The 21270-nt window shown below is 66.7% G+C and carries 20 protein-coding genes and 1 pseudogene; 6 read left to right on the top strand and 15 right to left on the bottom strand.

The genetic code is table 11. From position 1 onward, the window contains the following. Nucleotide 1: 1 nt before the first annotated feature. From A9W95_RS09075 to A9W95_RS09035, 9 genes are all read right to left on the bottom strand, one after another. The gene (locus tag A9W95_RS09075) at nucleotides 2-772 is read right to left on the bottom strand and encodes a sirohydrochlorin chelatase (RefSeq protein WP_067411052.1); all 771 of its coding nucleotides are present in this window, start codon (nucleotides 770-772) and stop codon (nucleotides 2-4) included. After that, nucleotides 772-1926 carry a uroporphyrinogen-III synthase gene (locus A9W95_RS09070; protein ID WP_067411049.1) on the bottom strand — a complete coding sequence of 385 codons (1155 nt, stop codon included), beginning with the start codon at nucleotides 1924-1926 and terminating at the stop codon, nucleotides 772-774. The genes A9W95_RS09075 and A9W95_RS09070 overlap by 1 nt, the downstream gene beginning before the upstream one ends. A gap of 77 nt (nucleotides 1927-2003) precedes the next feature. Further along, nucleotides 2004-3401, bottom strand: coding sequence for an MFS transporter (locus A9W95_RS09065; RefSeq protein WP_067411047.1), 1398 nt, complete (start codon nucleotides 3399-3401; stop codon nucleotides 2004-2006). Nucleotides 3402-3578: 177 nt separating this feature from the next. After that, nucleotides 3579-4991: a NarK/NasA family nitrate transporter gene (locus A9W95_RS09060; RefSeq protein ID WP_067411044.1), complete on the bottom strand. Its 1413-nt coding sequence runs from the start codon at nucleotides 4989-4991 to the stop codon at nucleotides 3579-3581. Between the two features lie 146 nt (nucleotides 4992-5137). Next, the gene (locus A9W95_RS09055) at nucleotides 5138-5686 is read right to left on the bottom strand and encodes a GNAT family N-acetyltransferase (protein WP_067411041.1); all 549 of its coding nucleotides are present in this window, start codon (nucleotides 5684-5686) and stop codon (nucleotides 5138-5140) included. Nucleotides 5687-5700: 14 nt separating this feature from the next. Further along, nucleotides 5701-6582, bottom strand: coding sequence for a 5-oxoprolinase/urea amidolyase family protein (locus A9W95_RS09050; RefSeq protein WP_082982984.1), 882 nt, complete (start codon nucleotides 6580-6582; stop codon nucleotides 5701-5703). Between the two features lie 11 nt (nucleotides 6583-6593). Continuing rightward, on the bottom strand, nucleotides 6594-7244 hold the full coding sequence (locus A9W95_RS09045) for an allophanate hydrolase subunit 1 (protein WP_067411038.1): 651 nt from the start codon (nucleotides 7242-7244) through the stop codon (nucleotides 6594-6596). An 80-nt stretch (nucleotides 7245-7324) separates the two neighbouring features. Then, nucleotides 7325-8323, bottom strand: coding sequence for an ABC transporter substrate-binding protein (locus A9W95_RS09040; protein ID WP_067411035.1), 999 nt, complete (start codon nucleotides 8321-8323; stop codon nucleotides 7325-7327). 32 nt (nucleotides 8324-8355) lie between these two features. Continuing rightward, the gene (locus A9W95_RS09035; protein ID WP_067411033.1) at nucleotides 8356-9615 is read right to left on the bottom strand and encodes a DNA polymerase domain-containing protein; all 1260 of its coding nucleotides are present in this window, start codon (nucleotides 9613-9615) and stop codon (nucleotides 8356-8358) included. 67 nt (nucleotides 9616-9682) lie between these two features. Here A9W95_RS09035 and fadD2 point away from each other — a divergent pair. Further along, nucleotides 9683-11359 (top strand): annotated as a pseudogene (fadD2, locus tag A9W95_RS09030) (long-chain-fatty-acid--CoA ligase FadD2); the annotation flags it as partial. A gap of 214 nt (nucleotides 11360-11573) precedes the next feature. Here fadD2 and A9W95_RS09025 read toward each other — a convergent pair. The 4 genes from A9W95_RS09025 to A9W95_RS09010 are packed head-to-tail and all read right to left on the bottom strand — an operon-like array spanning nucleotide 11574 to nucleotide 16516. Then, nucleotides 11574-13760 carry an acyl-CoA dehydrogenase gene (locus tag A9W95_RS09025; protein ID WP_067411030.1) on the bottom strand — a complete coding sequence of 729 codons (2187 nt, stop codon included), beginning with the start codon at nucleotides 13758-13760 and terminating at the stop codon, nucleotides 11574-11576. A gap of 49 nt (nucleotides 13761-13809) precedes the next feature. Beyond that, entirely contained in the window at nucleotides 13810-14760 is a 951-nt protein-coding gene (locus tag A9W95_RS09020) for an NAD(P)-dependent oxidoreductase (RefSeq protein ID WP_067411099.1), read from the bottom strand. Continuing rightward, nucleotides 14757-15890 (bottom strand): lysophospholipase, encoded by a 1134-nt coding sequence (locus A9W95_RS27860; protein WP_253851599.1) that lies wholly within the window; start codon nucleotides 15888-15890, stop codon nucleotides 14757-14759. Before A9W95_RS27860 ends, A9W95_RS09020 begins: the two co-directional genes overlap by 4 nt. Further along, entirely contained in the window at nucleotides 15887-16516 is a 630-nt protein-coding gene (locus A9W95_RS09010) for a TetR/AcrR family transcriptional regulator (protein WP_067411025.1), read from the bottom strand. Before A9W95_RS09010 ends, A9W95_RS27860 begins: the two co-directional genes overlap by 4 nt. A 72-nt stretch (nucleotides 16517-16588) precedes the next feature. On the opposite strand from A9W95_RS09010, the gene A9W95_RS09005 reads away from it, so the two are divergent. Further along, the gene (locus tag A9W95_RS09005; protein WP_067411022.1) at nucleotides 16589-17170 is read left to right on the top strand and encodes a VOC family protein; all 582 of its coding nucleotides are present in this window, start codon (nucleotides 16589-16591) and stop codon (nucleotides 17168-17170) included. Between the two features lie 36 nt (nucleotides 17171-17206). After that, nucleotides 17207-17752 (top strand): hypothetical protein, encoded by a 546-nt coding sequence (locus A9W95_RS09000; protein ID WP_067411021.1) that lies wholly within the window; start codon nucleotides 17207-17209, stop codon nucleotides 17750-17752. Here A9W95_RS09000 and A9W95_RS08995 read toward each other — a convergent pair. Beyond that, on the bottom strand, nucleotides 17688-18398 hold the full coding sequence (locus A9W95_RS08995) for a TetR/AcrR family transcriptional regulator (protein WP_067411018.1): 711 nt from the start codon (nucleotides 18396-18398) through the stop codon (nucleotides 17688-17690). The two genes, A9W95_RS09000 and A9W95_RS08995, sit on opposite strands and share 65 nt — an antisense overlap. Before the next feature lie 76 nt (nucleotides 18399-18474). On the opposite strand from A9W95_RS08995, the gene A9W95_RS08990 reads away from it, so the two are divergent. After that, a complete protein-coding gene (locus tag A9W95_RS08990; protein WP_067411014.1) occupies nucleotides 18475-19377 on the top strand; it encodes an oxygenase MpaB family protein in 903 nt (300 codons plus the stop codon). Here A9W95_RS08990 and A9W95_RS08985 read toward each other — a convergent pair. Beyond that, nucleotides 19319-19855, bottom strand: a complete 537-nt coding sequence (locus tag A9W95_RS08985) for a hypothetical protein (RefSeq protein ID WP_253851598.1) — start codon at nucleotides 19853-19855, stop codon at nucleotides 19319-19321. The genes A9W95_RS08990 and A9W95_RS08985 overlap by 59 nt on opposite strands. Before the next feature lie 105 nt (nucleotides 19856-19960). Here A9W95_RS08985 and A9W95_RS08980 point away from each other — a divergent pair, with 105 nt between their 5' ends. Both A9W95_RS08980 and A9W95_RS08975 read left to right on the top strand, forming a co-directional pair. Then, entirely contained in the window at nucleotides 19961-20350 is a 390-nt protein-coding gene (locus A9W95_RS08980) for a hypothetical protein (protein ID WP_067411094.1), read from the top strand. Beyond that, nucleotides 20350-21126, top strand: a complete 777-nt coding sequence (locus tag A9W95_RS08975; protein WP_067411012.1) for a hypothetical protein — start codon at nucleotides 20350-20352, stop codon at nucleotides 21124-21126. The genes A9W95_RS08980 and A9W95_RS08975 overlap by 1 nt, the downstream gene beginning before the upstream one ends. Nucleotides 21127-21270: the final 144 nt, after the last annotated feature.

Below are 21270 nucleotides of genomic sequence, written 5' to 3'. Positions count from 1 at the left end.
ATCAAGCGCCGCTGGTAGGGGCCCGCCAGTGCAGCAATCCGTTGTGCTCGACACAATTCGGTCGACGAACCGGCCGGCGGGCGGTGGATCGATGCGCCGCGGCCCGGCGAAACCGGTTGGCGATCAACTGTGGCAGCCCCGGATGGGTGCCCAGCGGCTCGGTGACCAGGTCGGCGCCGGAGGTGTGCAGCCGTTGTTGGAAAAGGCCGTCGGCCAACAAGTAGGAGGCGACCACCACCCGGTGTGTGCCGTGGCGGCGAGCGGCGGCGACGGCTTGCCGCACACTGGGCGAGCCGGTGGCCGCGAAGCCCAATGCCACCGGCGTTCCGGTCAGCGCGGACAGCAGCTCTGCGGTGGTGTGAAGGTCGTTGCGCGCCAGCGGGTCTGAGGTGCCCGCCGCTGCCAAGATCACCGAATCGCCAGGCTGCCAACCGAATTGAACCAGTTGCTGATGGAGGATTCGGGCGATGTCGGAACTCGGCCCCAGTGCGGGGGTGACGGTGACATCGGGATGCCCGCTGACTGCGATGTGCTCGGGCAAGTCGGTGCGGACGTGGTAGCCGCGCGACAAGAACGCCGGTACCACCACGGCCGGTCCCGGATGGTGTGTTGCCAGCTCGCCGAGGACTTCACTGGGTGTGGGCCCCAACACATCGACGAAGGCCACGCGCACCGGGCGGCTCATCAACTCGCTCACTCGGGTGGCGAGGTCGCCGATCATCGCGACACCGGAGGCTCTGCGGGTGCCGTGCGCTGCCAAGACCAAGGTCATCAGACGTGTGACTCCTCATCCAGATGTGCGTCGATGGCTAATCGGTAACCACGCTTGACCACCGTCGCGATGATGTTCTTGTCACCCAACGCGGCGCGTAACCGCAGCACTGCCGTGTCCACCGCGTGCGTGTCGTTGCCGTTGCCCGGCAGCACCCGCAACAGATCGTTGCGGCCAACGACGTCACCGGGGCGCTGCGCCAGCGCGCGCAGAATCGCCATGCCAGAACCCGATACCGTCTTGACCGACCCGTCGACCAGCACACATGTTCCGCGGATGTCGATCAGGTGACCGGCGGCCTTCACGCTGCACGAGCCCAGCAGCGGGAGTTCCTCGGCTATATGGCGAGCCAAGGCGCCCAACCGCATCCGTTCCGGCGCCGAGGTGGGGATGCCCTTTCGGATCAGCGGTCGCGACGTCACCGGACCGACGCACATCGCGTGCACCCCCGTGCGCAGCGCCTCCACCAGTTGTTCCTCGATGTCCAACTCGCGGCCCCGTTCCAGCATCGCCGCCGCGGCCGGCGCCGACGTGAAACTGACCGCGTCGAATTGCCGCCGCGCGATCCCGGTCACCAACTGGTCGAAGTCGCCGCCCAACGGGGTTGGCTTCCATCGGTACACCCGGATCGCCACCACCTCCGCACCCGCCGAGCGCAAGCCGGTGAGGAATTCCGGAGCCGGGTCCCAGGCGTCTGTCGCGCCGTGCAGCTGGACGGCGATGCGCTTGCCGGCCACTCCCGACTCCAGCAGGTATTCCAGCACCTCGTGCGAGGATTCGGACTCCGGCGACCACTCCTCCCGCAACCCGGCCGCGCGCAGCGCGCCGGTCGCTTTGGGGCCCCGCGACACCACTCGGGCCGAGGCCAAGGAGTCGAGCAATGGGCCGGCCAGACCCCAGCCTTCGGCGGCGGCGACCCAGCCGCGGAAACCGATGCCGGTGTGGGCGACGAGAATGTCGGGTGGATCGGCGATCAACGCCTCGGTGTTGGCGTGTAGTTCGTCGTCGTCGGGCAGGGCGATCATGCAGATCGCTGGGGCGCTGCACACCTCGGCGCCCTGGCGGCGCAGCAGTGCGCACAACTCCTCGGCGCGACGCGCTGAAGTCACTGCAATCCGGTAACCGGTCAGTGGCGCAGAGTTTGACTGGGCCATATTACTTGTTTATGCCTGACACGTTTCAGATGCATTACCGCGCAATTGCTTACGCATTGCCCACGGTGGGGTGTTAGTCACACTCGCGTCAGGTCCGTCGCAGGCTGCGTTGCGCGGACCAGTGAGGCGGAGTTCGGCCGGCGCACGTACAGCACCCAGGTGAGGAGCGCCGCAACCAGGTAGGAAGTCAAGAACACCCAATATGCGCCCGTTTCGGTCCCGCTGCGCAAGTAGGACTCCCGCAGCGCCAGATTGATGCCCACGCCACCGAGTGCGCCGACCGCCGAGCAGATCCCGATCAGCGAACCCGCCATCGCCCGCGACCAACGGCGACGTTCGGTCTCGCCCAGCTGCAAAGACCGGCTGCGTGCTTCGAAAACCGACGGAATCAGCTTGAACACCGATCCATTGCCCATGCCGGCCAAGATGAACAAGACGATGAAACCGACGATGGAGCCGACCAGTGTGATCGGTGTGGTGCCCGCGTGTCGGTCACCGTATGTGCTGAGCGCCACCAGAAGCCCGGCGCCGGCGATCATGCCGGTGAGGACGCCCAAGGTCACGCGGCTACCGCCCAATCGGTCACCCAGCCGTCCGCCGTAGATCCGCGCCAGCGACCCCAGAAGTGGTCCGACGAACGCGATCTGCGCCGCATGCAGGGAGGCGTGCTTGGCGCTCTCCCCTTTGGAGGAGAAATTCACCTCCAGCACCTGCCCGAAGGCGAACGAGAAACCGATCCACGATCCAAAGGTGCAGATGTACAACAGCGAAATCACCCAGGTGTCACGGTCGAACAGGATCGATCGCAGGTGCCCGACCTCGATACCATGCTCCAAGTTGTCCATGAACAGTGCGGCCGCAATACCGACGACGGTCAACAGCACCAAGTAGATTGCGCAGACCCAATACGGCGCTTCGTGTCCGGCGGTGGCCAAAACCAGCAAGCCGACCAATTGGATCACCGCGACACCGAGATTGGCGACACCGGCGTTGATCGCCAACGCTGCGCCTTTGAGCCGCTGGGGATAGAACGCGTTGACGTTGGCCAGGGACGCCGCGTAGTTGCCGCCGCCAAGCCCAGTCATGGCCGCGCACAGCACATACGGCCACAGCGGCAGTCCCGGGTTGGCCAACAGCACGATGGTGGCCACGGTCGGAATCAGCAACACGAACGCCGAGAACATCGTCCAGTCCCGGCCACCGAACTTGGCGATTCCCAACGTGTACGGGATGCGGGCGGCGCCACCCACCAGTGTGGCCACCGCACCGAGCAGCAACTTGTCACTCGCGGAGAAACCGTAAACCGATGACGGCATGAACAACGCCATCACCGGCCACAGCGTCCAGACGGAGAAGGCCACGTGATCACCCGCCATCGTGCACAGCAAGTTCCGGCGAGCGACCTTGTTGTTGCCCGCCGTCCAGGCCGCTGTGTCTTCGGGATCGAACATAGCCAGACGATGGTCGCGGCGCATTGGGGGACTACCTTTCGTGGACGTCGCTGAGCGGACGCTCACTCGTCACGAGCAAGAGACATTGGCCGCCGCGTCAGTTGATGCTCACATCGAGGAGCCAAGGCAGTCAACTCAATTGGGCGTTTATCGGCTGTAAGTTGGTTTCTAGTTCTCTGGTAACTCCCTGAGGGCACCGCATCAGACGTAGGCCAGTCCGGTGGCGCTCTCCGGCGTGACGGGCGCGGTTGCGGTCAATGGCCGCCGCACGTAGACGGCCCAGGTCAGCACCGAAGCGCCCAGGTAGAACAGGACGAATGCCCAGAACGCGGCGGTCGCTGTGCCACTGCTCAAATAGGACTGCCGCAGTGCAAGATTGACGCCGACACCACCCAGCGCGCCGATAGCTCCCGCCAGACCGATCAGCGCGCCGGACATTGATCGTGACCACTGCTGCCGTTCCGTCTCGGCAAGGGGCAACGAATGACTGCGGGCCTCGAAGATCGACGGAATCATTTTGTAGACCGAGCCATTGCCGATGCCGGACAAGATGAACAGCGCCACAAACCCGGCCACGTAGCCAGCCATGGTGGTGGCGGGGACGGGCCCGGATACGTGATCACCGAAAGTGCTTGCGGCGACCAGGATCCCGGCGGCCATGATCATCGCGCAGAACGCAGCGAGGGTGATGCGGCCGCCGCCGACGCGGTCGGCGAGCCGTCCACCGTAGACGCGGGACAGCGAGCCCAACAACGGCCCGAGGAAGGCGATTTGAGCGGCGTGCAACGAAGCCTGTGCCGCGCTCTGGTGGCCGGCGATGAAGTTGATTTGCAACACCTGGCCGAACGCGAACGAGAACCCGATGAACGAGCCGAAGGTGCCGATGTAGAGCAGTGAGATCACCCACGTGTGTGGCTCTTTGAGCACCGCACGCATGGTGCGCAACTCGATGCGGTACTGCTCCAAGTTGTCCATATACAGCGCGGCGCCGACGGCCGCGATGGCCAGCAGCACCAGGTACACCGCACACACCCAATAGGGCTGGCGGTCACCGACTGTGGCAATGACCAACAATCCCACAATCTGGACCACCGGCACCCCGAGGTTGCCGCCCCCGGCGTTGAGTGCCAACGCCCATCCTTTGAGCCGCTGCGGGTAAAAGGCGTTGATATTGGTCATCGAGGAGGCGAAGTTGCCGCCACCGAAGCCGGCCAGCGCGGCGCACAGCAGATAGGGCCACAGTGGCAACCCGGGGTTGGCGAGCAGGAACATGGTTCCGACGGTGGGTATCAGCAGCACGAGTGCGGAGAACACGGTCCAGTTGCGGCCGCCGAACTTCGCGGTGGCGAAGGTGTACGGGAACCGTAGGCAGCCGCCGACCAGTGTTGCGGTGGCCCCGAGCAGGAACTTGTCGCCCGCGGAGAAGCCGTATACCGACGTCGGCATGAACAGCACCATCACCGACCAGATGGACCACACCGAAAACCCGATGTGCTCGGCGGCGACCGACCAGATGAGGTTGCGGCGGGCGATGTCTTTGTTGCCGGCTTCCCACGCCGTCACGTCCTCGGGGTCCCAGTTGGACAGCACATGTGAGCGGCCGCGGAAAAACATTCGTCGAACTCCTATCGTCACCGGCGATGCCGATCACGCTAGGAATTCGATGTTGCCCGCGCGCTTCCCGCAGTGACCCGGGCGTGAATTTCCGATCACTGCGCCGCACAGGCCCTGTGATCAGGCCCTGTGATCAGGCCCTGTGATCACCACACGTCGCCCGCGCGCCAGTCGCACATCAGCTCCGCCGAGGTGTCCAGCTCGACGTCGACCGGAAACACGAATATCGATCCGTCGTCCTCAGGGGTGCGGATGGCGCCGGTGGGGGAAAGCGCCGAGGTGGGGCCGCGCCAGGGCAACCAGCCGCGTGCGGCATAGAGGTTGCGTGCCCGAGCCGAAGAGCTGAGCGCACCGAGTTGATACGCGCCGCGCATCACCTGCTCGGCGCCGTCCAGCAACGCCCTCACCAGACCCTGCCCGCGCCAGTCTTCCCGCACCGCAACGCCTTCGACGTAACCGCAGCGCAGCGCTTGGCCGCGATAGATGAGCCGACGTTGCACCACCGCGGCGTGGGCGATGATCGCGCCGTGATGCCAGATCAGCGCGTGCATTCCGCCAAGCGCGTGTTCCCAGTCGTTTTCACCGAAGTCACCGGCAAACGCCGCGGTGACCATCTCGCGGGTGCGTCGACGTGTGTCGTGGTCGAGATCGGCGGTGTGGACCAGGCGGGCGGTGTGGACCTGGCTAGAGGCCATCGCGGGTGTCGGCTTCACCACTGGGACGTTCGGCGAGGCCTCGCCCAGTGCAGTTGTACGTGCTGGCCGGGCCGGACCTGCGCCACCTTGTCGATGTCCTCGTCGATCACCACACCGATGACCGGATAGCCGCCGGTGAGCGGGTGGTCGGGACCCAGTATGACCGGTAACCCGTTGGGCGGCACCTGAATTGCGCCACGGGTGACGCCCTCACTCGGTAGCTGCCGGTCGGGGTTACGGTATTGCAGCGGGCGGCCCTGCAGTCGCATGCCCACCCGGTCGCTGCGATCGGAGGCCACCCAGACGGTGTGAACCAGCGCGTCGGGTTCGACGAACCAGTCGTCGCGCGGTCCGGGGACCACCAGCAACTCGACCACGTCGTCGGGAATGGCGGCGACCGGGGCTTGGTCGAGTTCGGGGTACTCGGCGGTGTGATCTCCGACCGGCAGCAGGTCTCCGTCCCGCAGGGGTGAGGGTCCGATCGCCGACATCACGTCGTAGCTGCGGGAGCCGAGCACCGGCTTGACGCAGATGCCGCCGCGCACCGCCAGATACGTTCGCAAGCCGGCGCGCGGGGTGCTCAGTGAGATCACCTGGCCGTCGCGGACATGGTGAATGCTGTTGTTGCCAAACATATTTCCGTCGACCGTCGGACTGGCGTCCGCGCCCGTCACGGCGATGTCCGCGTCGCCGCCGCGGACCCGGGCGGCAAAACCGCCCAGCATCACTTCCACGGTGGCCCGGTCGTCGGGATTGGCGACCAGCCGGTTGGCCAGGGTGTGTGAGCGCCGATCGGCGGCCCCGGACCGGCCGACACCAAGGTGCGCGAGGCCGGGTCGTCCCAGATCTTGGACGATGGCCATCGGCCCGCTGCGCAAGATTTCCAGCGTTGTCACGGTGAACCTCCTCACGCAGCGCGGAACTGCACCCACATGGCCGGCATAAGCAACGCCGGTTGGGACCGATCGATGTCCCAGAGAACCGCCTCGGTATGGCCGATGATCTGCCAACCGCCGGGGGATTTGCGCGGGTACACCGCACTGAATTCGCCGGCCAGGGCAACCGACCCGGCCGGCACCGACGTGCGCGGTTCGGTGCGGCGCGGGACCCGCAGCCGGGGGTCACCGTCGACCAGGTAAGCAAAGCCGGGGGCGAAACCGCTGAACCCCACTCGCCACCGGGTTGCGGTGTGCGCGTTGATCACTTGCGCGGTGGTCAATCCGGTGTGCTCGGCGACCTCAGCCAGATCCGGCCCGTCGTAGATGACGTCGATGACTATTTCGTCGTTGTCGTCGGTCAGCCCGTCGGGCGGCGCCACCCGCATTTTGCGGATCCGCTGCCGGGTGACGCCTTGGTGGCGCGGCTCGGCCAGCTTGACCAGCACGGTCTGCGAGGCGGGGACAATGTCCACCACGCCGGGCAGCGCGGCGGCGCGCAACGCATCGGTCCAAGCCAAAACCGCTGTGGTGCTTAAGCATTGCAACATGAGCGCGCGGTCGCCATAGTCGAGGACGTCACACGCCAGGGCGGGCTCCGTGGAGAAATCCGTCACACTCATACTTCTCAAAGTAACGCCGGATTCGGCGGCGCCGCCAGGAATCTTCGAGCACTGCCAGAGCTGCCTTAACGAAAGCTCACTCAGCCCAGGATTTTGCCGATCTGCGGGGGCAGTTGATCGGCGACCACGGGATAACTCAGCGGCGAACTGAAGGCGATCGCGCCGGCCAAGTCCTTGGTGGTGAAGATGTGCCGGTTCTGCGCGGTGGCCTGCGCGCCCGCCACTTCCGGGTCGGCCAGCAACGCCTGCTGGTCTTCGGGACTCTCGGTCGTCCAGATCACCACGTCGGCCGAATCGAGCACCGGCTTGATCTGGTCACGCGGGATGACCGCGCGGTTGGAGGCGACGAAGGGCTTGATGCTGTCGGCGACGACCAGACCCATCTGGTTGAGGAAGTCGGTGCGCCAGCCACCCGGGGTCGCGACGACGCCGCCTTGCCACAACCTGCCCTGCAGCAGCAACGCCTTCTTACCCTTCCACTGCGGGCTTTTCGCGGCGATATCGGTGAATCTCTGGTCGACGGCGCCGATCAGCGCTTTCATCTGGTCGGCCTGGAACACCGCTTGGCCGACGGCGGTGGCCTGCTCCTTCCACGGCTCGAAGAACGCGTCGTCGCCGGACTGAGCCAGCGTCGGGGCAATGGCTGAGAGTTTCTGATAGGTGTCGGCGTCCAAGCCGGCGTTGATGGCCACGATCAGATCGGGCTTCAATCCGGCGATCTGGTCGACGGCAATTCCGTTGTCCAGGTTGAGCACAGCCGGTTGGGCCGCGCCCAGTTTGGGTTGCGCCCACGGCCACACCGCGAACGGTTGGTCGCCGAACCAGTTGGTCACCGCGATCGGCACCACGCCGACGGCCAGCAAGTCGTCCTGCTCGGTGTAACCGGCGCTGACCACCCGCTTGGGTGGCTCCTTGACGACGGTCTCGCCGAACAGGTGCGTGATCGTGACCGCCCCGCCCCCCGCGGTGCCCGGCGGCGGTTTCGGTTTGGAGCATCCGGACCCAACGGCGCCCGTTGCGAGCAGTCCTGCAGCCCCGGCGACGTGCAAGAATCCCCGCCGACTCCATCCCTGTTGCACAGCGTGAGAGTATCGCGTGTTTTACGAAGTGGTCAGTTACTTGGCCGGGGCTTCGGCTGGTCGCCCCGCTCTTCCCGTTTCCAAGGGCTGTAGTCGGCGATCAGCTCCTCTTGCGGCGGCCGCTGCTCGGCCGGTACGTGCTGCAAGTTGATCCGGATCCGGTACCAGATCGAGCTGGGTCCACGCATGCCGTCGACCAACACGTCGACCGGCTCTAAACGTTCGGCCGCGGCGGGATGACGCTCACGCCAGACGTCCAACGCGGCCATCGCCTCGTCCTTGGTCTTGGTCCGGGCGACCTCGATGAGCGGCATCGACGACTGGCGACGACCGTCGGCGGACTTGCGGGATCCCTTCGGCGCCTTCTCCGGTGGACCCATTTCCTCGGCCAGCTCCAGCAGCCGATCCAGGCCGCCGACCGCGTCGTCCATGCCCGCCCACGGGTCCCCGGATTCGGCGAATCGGCCCGGCACCGTGTCGATGGTCCAGTCTTGGGGCCGGCAGGCGGGCACTTCGGCCCAGCGCAGCGGCGTGGACACCCGCGCGTCCGGAGTGGCCCGTACCGAGTAGGCCGATGCGACGGTGCGGTCCTTCGCGTTCTGGTTGAAATCGACGAAGACGCCCTCGCGCTCTTCCTTCCACCACCGGCTGGTGGCCAGTTCGGGCGCGCGGCGTTCCACCTCGCGCGCGATCGTCTGGGCGGCCAGCCGCACCTGCTTGAACGGCCACCGCGGCGCGATGCGGGCGTAAACGTGAAACCCTCGGGATCCGGATGTCTTCGGCCAGGGGACCAATCCGTAATCTTCGAGCACCTCGCGGGTCACCAGCGCGACGTCGAGGATTCGCTGCCAGTCCACGCCGGGCATGGGGTCAAGGTCGACCCGCAGCTCGTCGGGATGATCGAGGTCGCCCGCCAGCACCGGATGGGGGTTGAGGTCGACGCAACCCAGGTTGATCACCCAGGCCAGTCCGGCGGCGTCGTGGATCACCGCCTCGGCGGCCGACGTGCCGGAGGCGTAGTGCAGTTCGGCGACGTCCACCCACTCGGGCCGGTTCGCCGGCGCCCGCTTCTGAAACACCGCCTCCACCGAGATGCCCTTGACGAAGCGTTTCAGGATCATCGGCCGTCCGGCCACGCCCCGCAACGCCCCGTCGGCCACGGCGAGGTAGTAGCGGACCAGGTCCAGCTTGGTGATGCCAGGCCTGTCGTCGCGGTCCGGGAAGATCACCTTGTCCGGGTGGGTGATGGCGACCTCACGCCCAGCAATCTCGAACGACACCGGGCGGGCCATGGAAGTCCACTGTAATTCGGGGGAGCTTCTTGACAGCAGTGCGACGCCCGTCACATATGGTGAAGTCATGCCTAACCTCAGTGACCTGCCTGGGCTGCCCGGTCAAGCTGTCTCCAAGATTCAGCAGTACGTCGAACGCGGCGCAGCCGAACTGCACTACGTGCGGAAAATCTTCGAGTCGGGCGCGTTCCGGCTCGAGCCGCCGCAAAATTACGCGGCCATGGCTGTCGAGATCCGTAAGTGGGGCGAGTTCGGCATGCTGCCGTCGCTCAACGCCCGGCGCCACCCGGACCGGGCGGCGTGCATTGACGACGACGGCGAATTCAGCTTCAAAGAGCTCGACGAGGCCGCGCACGCCGTGGCCAACGGCCTGATCGAAAAAGGCGTCAAGGGCGGCGACGGGGTGGCCATCCTGGCCCGTAACAGTCGCTGGTTCTTGATCGCCTACTTCGGCGCCGCCCGGGTGGGTGCTCGCATCATCCTGCTCAACAGCGAGTTCTCCGGTCCGCAGATCAAGGAGGTCTCCGAACGCGAGGACGCCAAACTGATCATCTACGACGACGAGTACACCAAGGCGGTGCAGAAAGCCGAGCCGGAGCTGGGCAAGCTGCGCGCTCTGGGCACCAACCCGGACAGTGACGAGTCCTCGGGCAGCGAGGACGAGACGCTGGCCGACCTGATCGAACGCAGCAGCAACGAACCGGCGCCCAAGGCCAGCAGGCATGCGTCGATCATCATTCTGACCAGCGGTACCACCGGCACCCCGAAGGGTGCCAACCGCAGCACCCCACCCACGCTGGCGCCGGTCGGCGGCATCCTGTCGCACGTCCCGTTCAAGGCCAACGAGGTGACCTCGCTGCCCGCACCGATGTTCCATGCCCTGGGCTTCCTGCATGGCACCATCGCGATGTTCCTGGGCTCGACGCTGGTGCTGCGGCGCAAGTTCAAGCCGCCGCTGGTCCTCGAAGACATCGAGAAGCACAAGGTCACCGCCATGGTGGTGGTGCCGGTGATGCTGTCCCGAATCCTCGATGCGATCGAGAAGATGGACAAGAAGCCCGACCTGTCCACCCTGAAGATCGTCTTCGTCTCCGGATCGGCGCTGGGCGCCGACCTCGCCGAACGCGCGCTCAAGGACCTCGGCCCGGTGATCTACAACATGTACGGCTCGACCGAGATCGCCTTCGCCACCATCGCCGAACCCAAGCACCTGCAACACAACTCGTCGACGGTGGGTCCCGTCGTCAAGGGTGTGAAGGTCAAGATCTACGACGACAACGGCAAGGAACTGCCGCAGGGCGAGATCGGGCGGATCTTCGTCGGCAACGCCTTTCCGTTCGAGGGCTACACCGGCGGTGGCAAGAAGCAGATCATCGACGGTCTGCTGTCCTCCGGTGACGTGGGCTACTTCGGTGACGACGGGCTGCTCTACATCAGCGGCCGCGACGACGAGATGATCGTCTCCGGCGGCGAGAACGTCTTCCCGGCCGAGGTCGAGGACCTGCTCAACGGGCACCCGGACGTGGAGGAGGCCACCGCCATCGGGGTCGAGGACAAGGAGTGGGGTCACCGGCTGCGGGCGTTCGTGGTCAAGAAGGGCAATGCCGACCTCGACGAGGACACCCTCAAGCACTATGTCCGCGATCACCTGGCCCGGTACAAGGTGCCCCGCGAAGTGATATTCCTCGACGAGCTGCCGCGCAACCCCACCGGCAAGATCCTCAAGCGCGAACTGCGCGAGATGGATCCGGAGGACTCCGGCAGCGGCGGCAGCAGCGGTGGTAAGGGCGGCAAGGGTAAGTCCGACAGCAAGTCGAAGGCCGACGGAGGCGGCGGCAAGGCCAAGGACGGGGCCGACAAGAAGGACGACAAGGCCAAGGCGGACGGAGCCGACAAGAAGGACGACCAGGACGACAAGGCCGACAAGGAGAGCGAGAAGGCCGAGTAGTCCCGATCCGTCACGGATCGCGCGGCAGGCCGAGCAGCCGTTCGGCGATGATGTTCAGTTGCACCTCCGAGGTGCCGCCATAGATCGTCGTCGCACGGCTGGCCAGCAGGTACTCACCCCACTTGCCCGGCAACTCGTCGGTGTCGCCGATCGCGGCGTCGGTGCCGAAGGACGCCACCGCGAATTCGGCATAGCCCTGACCGGTCCGCATGGACAGCAGCTTGGAGATCGCCGCCGAGGGCATGGCGTCACCGCCGGCAATCGTCAGCAGGGTGGAGCGCAGGTTCAGCAGCTTGGCGGCATGGCCCTCGGCGATCAACTGGCCGGCGCGGTGCCGGGCCACCTGGTCGAATTGGCCGTCCCGGACGAACTCGACGAACTCGGCCAAGGTGGCCAGGAAGTTGGCCTCGCTGCTGCCGATCGACACCCGCTCTGCGGTCAAGGTGTTGCGGCTGACCTCCCAGCCCCGGTTCACCTCACCCAGGACGCAGTCGTCGGGCACGAAGACGTCGTCGATGTAGACGGTGTTGAACATCTCGTGACCGGTGAGCTCGCGTAGCGGCTTCACCTGCACGCCTTCGCTTTTCATGTCCAGCAAGAAGTAAGTGATGCCGTTGTGTTTCGGCGCGTTGGGGTCGGTTCGGGCCAGCAACGCGCCCCACTGGGAATACTGCGCCGCGGTGGTCCAGATCTTCTGGCCGGTGATGCGCCAGCCGCCGTCGACCTTGGTGGCCTTGGTCGACAAGCCCGCCAGGTCCGACCCGGCGCCCGGCTCGGAAAACAGCTGACACCAGATCATTTCGCCGCGGAAGGTCGGCGGCAGGAACCGCTGCTGCTGCTCGTCGGTGCCGAACGCGACGATCGACGGGATGATCCACGCCGCGATGCCCACCTGGGGCCGCTTGACCCGGCCGGAGGTGAACTCCTGGGCGATGATGACCTGCTCGACCGGGTTGGATGCCCGGCCCCACGGCTTGGGCAGATACGGCAGCACCCACCCGGCTTCGGCGATCGCGACCTTGCGTGCTTCCCGGTCGCTCATGTCTTTCAGGGCGGTGACCTCGGCCCGGATCTCCTCGCGCAGCTTCTCGGTCTCCGGGTCCAAGTCGATGTTGACCGGGCGCATCCCGCTGGTGGTCGCCAGATCCACCACGCGCTGCGGATATTCCGAGGCCCGTCCGAAACTCGCGGCCAGCATCAACGCCCGGCGGTAATAGACGTTGGTGTCATGCTCCCAGGTGAAGCCGATCCCGCCGTGCACCTGGATGCAGTCCTGCGTGCAGCGCTGTGCGGCGGCCGGAGCCAGCGTTGCGGCCACCGCTGCGGCGAATTCGAAGCCGGATTGCTCGTCGATCGCGCGGGCGGCGTCCCACACGGCGGCGGTGGCGCGCTCGGTGTCGGCGACCATCTCCGCGCACTTGTGCTTGATGGCTTGGAACTGGCCGATCGGCCGGCCGAACTGTTCCCGGATCTTGGCGTATTCCGAGGCCGTGTCGGTCGCCCAGCGCGCCACGCCGATGGCCTCCGCTGAAAGCAACGTGGTCATCAACGCGTGCGCGGTCGCCATGCTCAGGTTGCTCAACAGCGCATCGTCACCGACCTCGACGGCGTTGACCCGGACGTGGGCCACCGGCCGCAGCGGATCGAGACTGCGGACCGGTTCGATCTCGAGTTCCTCGGCGCGCAACACCACCCATTCCTCGCCGCTGTCGATGGCCACCGGCAACACCAGCACGGAGGCCTGCGCCGCCGCCGGAACCGCACGCACCTCACCGCGAATTACCAGCGCATCACCGTGGCGGGTGGCGGTGAGAGTGGAGTCCAGCGCGTAGGCGGCGATCGCGGCACCCGAGGCCAGCTCGGCGAGCACCTTGGCTTCGGGATCGTGCGCGGCGATCAGCGCGCTGGCAATCGCCGACGGTACGAACGGCCCGGGCACAGCACCGTATCCGAACTCGGCGAGGACCACGGCGAGCTCCAAGATGCCGAAACCTTGACCGCCGACCGACTCGGCGAGGTGCACGCCCGGCAGGCCTTGGTCAGCTGCGGCTCGCCAGTACGGCGGCGGGTTGTCCACCGGAGTCTCCAGTGTTGTTTCCAAGGCGGCGTGCAGCACCTCCGACGGCGCCACCCGCGCCACCAGGGACCGCACCGATTCCGCCAGGTCTTGATGCTCAGGACTTATTGCGATCGGCATTGTTCGCCTTCCCATGCTTTCGGCGCCGTTGAGCCCAGCACCTTCCAAACTACAAACCGGCCGGTTGGTTGACTACGTTGGCTAGCCGCTGGCCCTCGCGCAGCCGGCGGCAGTTCGCCACGGCCTCGGTCAGGTAGCGCCGCATCGTGTCGGCGGTGTACCAGGTGACGTGCGGCGTCAGCACCACATTGGGCAGGTCGAGCAGCGGGTTGTCGGGACTGACCGGTTCGACGTCGAATACGTCCAACCCGGCGGCGGCCAGGCGGCCAGCGCGCAGCGCGTCGACCAGCGCCGCCTCGTCGACGATCGCTCCGCGCGACGTATTCACCAGTACCGCAGTCGGTTTCATTCGCGCCAGCGCTGCGGCGTCGAGCAGGTGACGGCTGCGGGTCGTCAACGGCAGGTGCAGCGAGAGGATGTCGCTGGTGGTCAGCAATTCGGGCAGCGGCCGCCAGGTGGGGTGCCCGTCGTCGCGGGTGCTGGTGTGCAGCACCGTGGCGCCCATCGCGGCGAGGATGCCTTCCACGCGCTTGGCGATGTTGCCGTAGCCGACCAGACCGACGGTGCAGCCGCCGATGTCGCGCACGGTCTCGCCCAGCTGTGGGTCCGCGGGCCAACCCCGGCCTTGGCGAACGGCGCGATCCAGCTGCGGCAGCCGACGCAACGCGGCCAGCATCAGCAGCACGGTGCCCTCCGCCACCGACGGGGCGTTGGCGCCCGGCATGTTCGCCACCGCGATACCGCATTCGGTGGCGGTGTCGACGTCGATGGTGTTGACCCCCGCGCCCAGCTTGTGCACCAGCCGCAGGCGAGCGCCGCGGCGCAGATCGGTCCCCGATACCGGCCGCAGCACATGCCAGATCACGTCCGCCTCGGGCAGCTCGCGGTAGAACGTGGCGTCGTCCTCCTCGGCGCACCAGCGGATGTTCAGCCAATCTGAGTGCGGCGCAACGAAATCGAGCACTTGGGCGCCGGGCACGAAGTGGGCGAGGACGGTCAGCGCCACCGTTGGTCGATCCAGTTGGCGATGAGGTCGGCTTGTTCGCTGCGCGCCCCTGGCGTGGTGAAGTAGTGGTCGCTGTCGATCGTGGCCTGAACCTTGTCGGTGCCGGCCAGGGCGTCGTAGATGCGTTGCGCGTCGGACGGGAACACGCCGGTATCGGCTTCGGCGTTGACGACCAGCGCGGGGCAGGTGATGCGGTTCAGATGCGGCTGTGCCCGGGTCTGTGCCGTCCGCAAGCTCCACATGCCCAGCCAATTGCGCAGCGTGCATGCCGCAGCGATACCCCGGGCGGAGCGGTTGGCCCGCACCGGGGTGCCCGCGTAGCACATGTTGGGTTGCCGTTTGGTCGGCTCGATGGTGGGGTCGACCATGCGGGGATCGGCCCACGTCCGCATCACCGTGAACGGCCGGTCAGAAAACCCTGCCGCGCGAACGCGTTTGAGCTCCGCCTCGGCCCACTCGGTGATGGCGTGGTTGCGGGCGGTCTGCGCGGCGCGATAGCGGCGCAGGAAATCCGGTGCATACGGCGGCCCGTTACGCTCGTCGAACAGGTCGAGGTCGGGGTCGCTGGCGATCGGGTCGTTCTCGTCGAGCACGGCGGCGTCCATCCAGGCCGTCAGGACTTCCGGGCGACCGGGATGAGCCGCGGTGGCCACATAGCCGTCCGCCGCGGGTAGCTCGGTCAGCCCGGCCGCGGGCCGCATGCCTCCCAGCGCAGTGACATTGGGCTCCACAGCCTGGGACTGGTAGGCGGCCATCAACGACCCGCCCCCGGAATTGCCGAGTAGCACAACAACTTCGACTCCTTGGGTGTCGCGCAACCATTGCAGCCCGACGCCGATGTCGACCAGCGCGTGGTCGAGCAGGAAGCTGGATTCGAAGCCACGGAACCTGGTGTTCCAACCTAGGAATCCGACGCCGCGGGCGGCCATGTACTCGGCGAGATAGTGCTCGGAGAAGTCGATCTGATAATGCGTGGCGATCATCGCCACCTTCGGCTTACGGCCCACTTCGTGGTAATACAACCCCTGGCATGGATGCCCGCCGGCGCCGGCCCGTCCGGCCGTGCGCGACGGCAGTCCGACGAACTCGCGAGTCACGCCAGGGGTGCCGGTGTGCGGAGTCAATGCAGCGATCCTCCGAAGATAGCGCGGTAGTAGATGTTGGCCAGCGTGCGGATGCACGCCTGGTCGTCAGGTTCCTTGCCGCCGCTGAGCTGGATGTAGCAGAACTGGTTGAACATCGCCACGATCGCTTCGGCGATCAGTTGCGGGTTGTCGTCGGTGCAGTGGCCGTCGGCTTGGGCGCGTCGGACCGTATCGGCGATGAACGCGGTCGGAATCGCGCACATCTGCGCCCAGTCCTGCGCGAAGTCCTCGTTGATCATGGCGAGCTGCGAAACGCTGATGATCTCCGCCAACCGGTGGCGGTAGGTGTGCCAATGCGCGGCCGCGGCTTCGTGCGCGCGCTCGCGGTCGGTCAGGCCGTGGCGGGTCACCGCCGACGCCCGCTGGTTGGCTTCGTCGCGGAAGCGCACGGCCCACTGCCGGACCATCGCCTCCTTGGAGTCGTAATAGTTGTAGAACGACGCCGTCGATCGACCTGCCTCGGCGGCGATGTCGGCGATCGTCGTCGCCAGGATGCCCTTGCGGGCGATGACCGTCCGGGCGGCGTTGTCGATGGCCGCTTGGGTCCGGCGCCCGCGATGCGTCGGGTAGGGCGTCGCGCGTCCCGCCCGGTCCGACGTGGTCACAACGCACCTTCCCCTGAAACTGAACCTGATGTTAGATTCAGATTCGTTGCTTGGCCAGATGGGAGTTGCGCCATGATCAAGCCGCATAACACCAACACCGAGTTCGAGCTGGGCGGCATTAATCACGTCGCGCTGGTCTGCTCGGACATGGCCGCCACCGTCGACTTCTACAGCAACATCCTGGGCATGCCGCTGATCAAGTCGCTGGACCTGCCCGGTGGCGCCGGCCAGCACTTCTTCTTCGACGCCGGCAACGGGGACTGTGTGGCCTTCTTCTGGTTCGCCGATGCGCCGGACCGAGTGCCGGGCGTCTCCTCGCCCGGCGCCATACCGGGCATCGGTGACATCACCAGCGCGGTGAGCACCATGAACCATCTCGCATTCCACGTGCCGGCCGAGAAGTTCGACGACTACCGCCAGCGGCTCAAAGACAAGGGTGTTCGAGTGGGCCCCATCCTCAACCACGACGAAAGCCCGATGCAGGTTTCGGCGACCGTGCACCCAGGGGTGTACGTGCGCTCCTTCTACTTCCAGGACCCCGACGGCATAACCCTCGAATTTGCGTGTTGGACAAAGGAATTCGTCGACAGCGACACCCAAGCCGTGCCCAAGACGGCGGCCGACCGGCGACCCGCGGTGACCGCCACCCACTGACCGTTAGAACCACGCGCGCCGGGGAAATCAACGGGCATGACTCAAGCCATCTTGACCGACCTGCAGATTGCGGCGCTGACGCCCGAGCAGCGGCGAGACCTGATCACCCGGCTCGAACTTCCCGTGGAGGAAATCGAGGACCCGCAAGCCCTCGACCGCATGCGCAAGATCCGCCTGAGTCTGATCGTCGGCGGCTGCATCGTCATGATCCCGTGGATCGGGTACCTGGCCACGACGCTGCCGCAGAAGTACGTCGCGCATAACTGGCCGGTCACCTGGATCGGCTTCGATATTCTGCTGATGTCGTTCATGGCGGCAACGGCGATCTTCGGTTATCTGCGCCGGCTGCTACTGCTGTTGACCGGGTTCACCACCGGCGTGCTGTTGATCTGCGACGCCTGGTTCGACCTGATGACCGCCGGGCCCGAGGACGCGTGGCTGTCGGTGATCACGGCCATGCTGATCGAAGTGCCGATGGCCTGTCTGCTGATCGGGGGTGCGCTGCGCGTGTTGCGCCTCAGCCAGGCCCGGGTGCTGGTTGATCCCGAACGGCGGCTGTGGCAGTTCCCTCTGTTGCCTTGACGTTGGAGTAGAGGCTGGGTTTGGTCAGCTCGTCCAGCAGCGACGCGAGGTGATCGGCGAATTCGTCGGGTGCCATGCGCACGTCGCCGGCCAGCCACGCGCTGATGGTTTGCCCCACGCCACCGACCGCGAAGTGGGCGCCGGCTTTGACCCGGTCATTTGCCGGTGCGCGCAGGCTATCCATGGCGTGCTGACCGGAGAGCATGGCGAACAGGGCGCTGGACTCCGCGCGCTTGCGCATGATCACGGCGTTGGCCAGCTTCGTGCTGAACAGCAGCCGTCCGATGCGCGCGTCCTCGGCGACGGTGCGCACGATATTGGCCATGCCGGCCCGGCTTTGTTCGGGCGGGGGTACGGCGGCCACCGCGGCCTGGGTGGTGGTGACCAGTTCGGCGATCACCCAGTCGAACACGCCGCTGACCAATGCGTCCTTGTCGGCGAAGCTTTCATAGAAGTAGCGCGCCGACAATCCCGCGCGCCGGCAGACACCGCGCACCGTCAACTCGGCGCTGTCGTGTTGGTCCGCGCCGAGTAGATCGAGCCCGGCGGCCAGCAGTTGGCGCCGGCGGGCGGCCAGCCGCTCGGCCGGCTCGACGCCCCGGTAGGGCCGCACGCTGGCGGCGTCGGCCGCCTGCTGATCAGCCACCCTTGACACCAGGCCAGGGTACCGACAATATCGGGAAACAGGTGTTACCACAATTAGCCGACGCGGGAGTTATGCCATGACGAGCCAGGAAACGATGCACCGGCCGCTTCCGCATGTCGAGCGGCCGATGGCCGACCCGCCGCGGTGGTCGCGGACGGCAAAGCGGGTCAATTTCGACCAGACACTGATGGGCGTGGCGCTACTGGCCGGACCCGCCAACGTCATCATGCAACTGGCGCGGCCCGGGGTGGGCTACGGCGTGATGGAAAGCCGGGTGGAAAGCGGGCGGGTGGACCTGCATCCGATCAAGCGGGCGCGCACCACCTTCACCTACCTTGCGGTGGCGACCGCGGGCTCCGACCTGCAGAAGGCCGCCTACCGTCGGGCCGTCAACCGCGCGCATGCGCAGGTGTATTCGCTGCCGGAAAGCCCGGTGACCTATAACGCTTTTGACGTCGACCTGCAGCTGTGGGTGGCCGCCTGCCTGTACAAGGGCGGAGTCGACATCTACCGCACCTTCGTCGGCGAGATCGATGACGAGCAAGCCGAGCGCCACTACCGAGAAGCCATGGCGATGGGCACCACCTTGCAGGTGCCACCGGAGATGTGGCCGAAGGACCGCGCGGCCTTCGACCGGTATTGGCAGGAATCGCTGGACAAGGTGCACATCGACGACGCGGTGCGCGAATACCTCTATCCGATCGCGGTCTCCCGGGTTCGCGGCGTCGTGTTGCCGCGGCCGCTGCGGCAACTGTCCGAAGGCCTCGCCCTGCTGATCACTACGGGCTTTCTGCCACAACGGTTCCGCGACGAGATGCGGTTGCCGTGGGACGCCGCCAAGCAACGGCGTTTCGACCGGTTGGTGGCGGCGCTGGCCGGTGTCAATCGCCTCATGCCGGGCGTCATCCGGCATTTCCCGTTCAACGTTTTGCTGTGGGACCTCGACCGGCGGATCCGGACCGGCCGTCCATTGGTCTAGCCGCGCGGTCGACCGCGGCGGCGACGGCCCAGCCAAGCACTCCTGCAGCGAACCCGAAGCCCAAGTGGAATACCACTTTGTCCGCATCAACGGCAGCGCCGGCCAGCGCGACGAGGTGAATCGGCGCGGCCGCCACGGCGATCAGCCACCGGCGACCGACAGCCGACACCCCGCACAGCAGGACCGCGGCGGCCAGGTACCGTGCGCTTGCCCACGGGCCGGGCGCCAACTGCAGCGCCGCGGTGGCCACCGTGGCGCCGGCTCCCGCCGCCAGCACCGCGCACCGGGCGCGGGTCACCAGAGCGGTCGCCACCAGCATGGTCAGCCACAGCAGAGCGCGGTGGCCGGGCAATGCCATCGGCATCCGCACGTCGGCCGACGCCACTATCGCCACCACAGCCAGCCCGGGGAATCCGGCCTCCCGGGCCAGTAGCCGACCCGCCGCCGGCCAACTCGCAGTCCGCAGCGCAGTCGTCACACGGCCACATTAATCCGCAGCAGCGGTTCGATATAGGCCTATTGCTCCGACAATGCGAAAATCTAAGCTGGCCGTATGCCGAGCGTCGCGGGCCGACTGACTGTGCTGGTGGCAGTCGTCGGCGTGCTGGGCGGATGCGCGACACACAGCGGCGCGACGGCACTCGTCGTCCGGCAAAACGGCGCGGTGCTCGCCCACGTGGGCATGTCGCGGCTGAAGGAACTTCCACAGCTGGAGATTCACACGCCACAGTCCCACGGCGCCCAGGTCCAGCGCGGACCGTCGGTGACATCGGTCCTTGCTGACGCCGGCGCCACCGGCGTCACCGCCGTCCGCGTGGAGGGACGCGACCCCGCCCAGACGCTGACGGCGGCCCAACTCTCCGAGCGAGTCATTCTCAACCTCACCAGACGCAACACACTCAAGCTCGTCGGGTCGGATCTCGACACGGACCGCTGGGTACGCGACGTCACCGCCCTGGTGGTCAATCCCTGATGAGCGTCCTGTCCGGCGTCGACCTCTTGATCGGCATTGACGACACCGACAACCTGCGCAGCCCGGGAACCGGCCGCCGGGCACGGGCGCTGTTGCGAGAGGTGGAAGCGGCCGGGCTGGCGCGAGCGGCCGGCGCCACGCGCCACCAGTTGCTCGTCGACGACCGAATCCCCTACACCTCGCACAATTCCAGCGCCTGCCTTGCCCTGTGTAGCCGCGGCGGTGACCCGCGCACCGTGCGAAGCGACCTCATCGAACTCGCCGGGCGATTTCTCGAACGGGTCTGCCCGCCCGATGCCGATCCCGGCCTGGCCGTGGCCATCCCCGCCCACATTGACTCCGCTGCGCTGCTCGTCGACTTCGGCCGTCGCGCCAAGGTAGAGGTCCTGTGCCCCGAGCAGGCACACCGGGTGGCCGCGACTACGGGCATCCACTTGTCCGGCCACGGCGGCACCCACGGCGGAGTGATCGGCGCGCTGGCCGCCGTGGGACTGCACCTGTCGGGCAACGACGGGTTGTTCATCACCTTGCCCGGGCTCGAGGGACTTCCGCGTGAAATGACCGTCGATGACCTCTACGCCCACTCGGCCATCGACCATGCCCGCGACGGTCAGCACCGCGAACCGCGCTTCGGTGAGGTGATCGAACTGGGCGACTGGGTCCGTCCGGTGTTACTCGGCGGCCGGGTCGTCCTACTCCTCGACCCAGCTGGCCAGCAGCCCGACGGACGCGCCCGATGGCGTACGGCGCCCCGCGCGGTGGTCCGGCAGTACTGAACCCACCGCGCCGAAGCGTCATTTGTGGCGTATTTGAATTTGCTAGGCAGTTGGTGTGCGCCGATGCTGCAGCCGTACGCCGGCGCGTCCGTCGGGCTGCTGGCCAGCTGGGTCGAGGAGTAGGACGACCCGGCCGCCGAGTAA

The sequence above is a fragment of the Mycobacterium sp. 1423905.2 genome (assembly GCF_001673155.1).
GTDB lineage: Bacteria > Actinomycetota > Actinomycetes > Mycobacteriales > Mycobacteriaceae > Mycobacterium.
The sequence above is the reverse complement of the archived record's forward strand: the minus strand, read 5'-3'. Positions and strand labels throughout refer to the sequence as shown.

What these genes read in the sequence shown, in the direction of transcription:
- A9W95_RS09075 (WP_067411052.1), bottom strand. Translation starts at nt 772, where the DNA reads ATGACCTTGGTCTTGGCAGCGCACGGCACCCGCAGAGCCTCCGGTGTC.
- A9W95_RS09070 (WP_067411049.1), bottom strand. Translation starts at nt 1,926, where the DNA reads ATGGCCCAGTCAAACTCTGCGCCACTGACCGGTTACCGGATTGCAGTG.
- A9W95_RS09065 (WP_067411047.1), bottom strand. Translation starts at nt 3,401, where the DNA reads ATGCGCCGCGACCATCGTCTGGCTATGTTCGATCCCGAAGACACAGCG.
- A9W95_RS09060 (WP_067411044.1), bottom strand. Translation starts at nt 4,991, where the DNA reads ATGTTTTTCCGCGGCCGCTCACATGTGCTGTCCAACTGGGACCCCGAG.
- A9W95_RS09055 (WP_067411041.1), bottom strand. Translation starts at nt 5,686, where the DNA reads ATGGCCTCTAGCCAGGTCCACACCGCCCGCCTGGTCCACACCGCCGAT.
- A9W95_RS09045 (WP_067411038.1), bottom strand. Translation starts at nt 7,244, where the DNA reads ATGAGTGTGACGGATTTCTCCACGGAGCCCGCCCTGGCGTGTGACGTC.
- A9W95_RS09035 (WP_067411033.1), bottom strand. Translation starts at nt 9,615, where the DNA reads ATGGCCCGCCCGGTGTCGTTCGAGATTGCTGGGCGTGAGGTCGCCATC.
- A9W95_RS09025 (WP_067411030.1), bottom strand. Translation starts at nt 13,760, where the DNA reads ATGCCGATCGCAATAAGTCCTGAGCATCAAGACCTGGCGGAATCGGTG.
- A9W95_RS09005 (WP_067411022.1), top strand. Translation starts at nt 16,589, where the DNA reads ATGATCAAGCCGCATAACACCAACACCGAGTTCGAGCTGGGCGGCATT.
- A9W95_RS09000 (WP_067411021.1), top strand. Translation starts at nt 17,207, where the DNA reads ATGACTCAAGCCATCTTGACCGACCTGCAGATTGCGGCGCTGACGCCC.
- A9W95_RS08990 (WP_067411014.1), top strand. Translation starts at nt 18,475, where the DNA reads ATGACGAGCCAGGAAACGATGCACCGGCCGCTTCCGCATGTCGAGCGG.
- A9W95_RS08975 (WP_067411012.1), top strand. Translation starts at nt 20,350, where the DNA reads ATGAGCGTCCTGTCCGGCGTCGACCTCTTGATCGGCATTGACGACACC.